The organism is Corallococcus exercitus (genome assembly GCF_003611585.1).
Lineage (GTDB): Bacteria > Myxococcota > Myxococcia > Myxococcales > Myxococcaceae > Corallococcus > Corallococcus exercitus.
In genome coordinates this window covers 1-419 of record NZ_RAVW01000914.1, presented here as the reverse complement: position 1 = coordinate 419, position 419 = coordinate 1, and the positions used below count along the sequence as shown (strand labels likewise).

General features: G+C 71.8%; 1 protein-coding gene. It reads left to right on the top strand.

Annotation, left to right across the window (positions count from 1 at the left end; all coding sequences use genetic code 11):
* On the top strand, window positions 1–419 hold a 419-nt coding region (locus tag D7W79_RS42845; RefSeq protein ID WP_208729996.1), incomplete at both ends, for a site-2 protease family protein.

The window sequence follows — 419 nt, the reverse complement described above, 5'->3', positions numbered from 1 at the left end:
TTCCTGGGCCTGGGGGCTGGCGGTGGCGGTGGGGCTGTTCGTGTCCGTGCTGCTGCACGAAATGGCGCACACCTTCTATGCGCTGCGGCACGGCGGCGAGGTGCACGGCATCACGCTGATGATTGTCGGAGGGGTGTCGGAGCTGGCGCAGGTGCCCAAGCGTCCCCGGGACGAGGCCCTGATGGCGCTGGTGGGGCCGCTGACGAGCCTGGGCCTGGCGGCGCTCCTGGGCGCGGTGACGTGGGGGGTGCACGGCCTGGGGCTGTTCCAGGTGCAGTTCGCGCTCTTCACGCTGGCGATGCTCAACGCGGTGCTGGGGGTGTTCAACCTGTTGCCGGCGTTCCCCATGGACGGGGGGCGCATCGTGCGCGCGGCGCTGACGCCCCGGCTGGGGATGGTGCGGGCGACCAAGGTGGCGG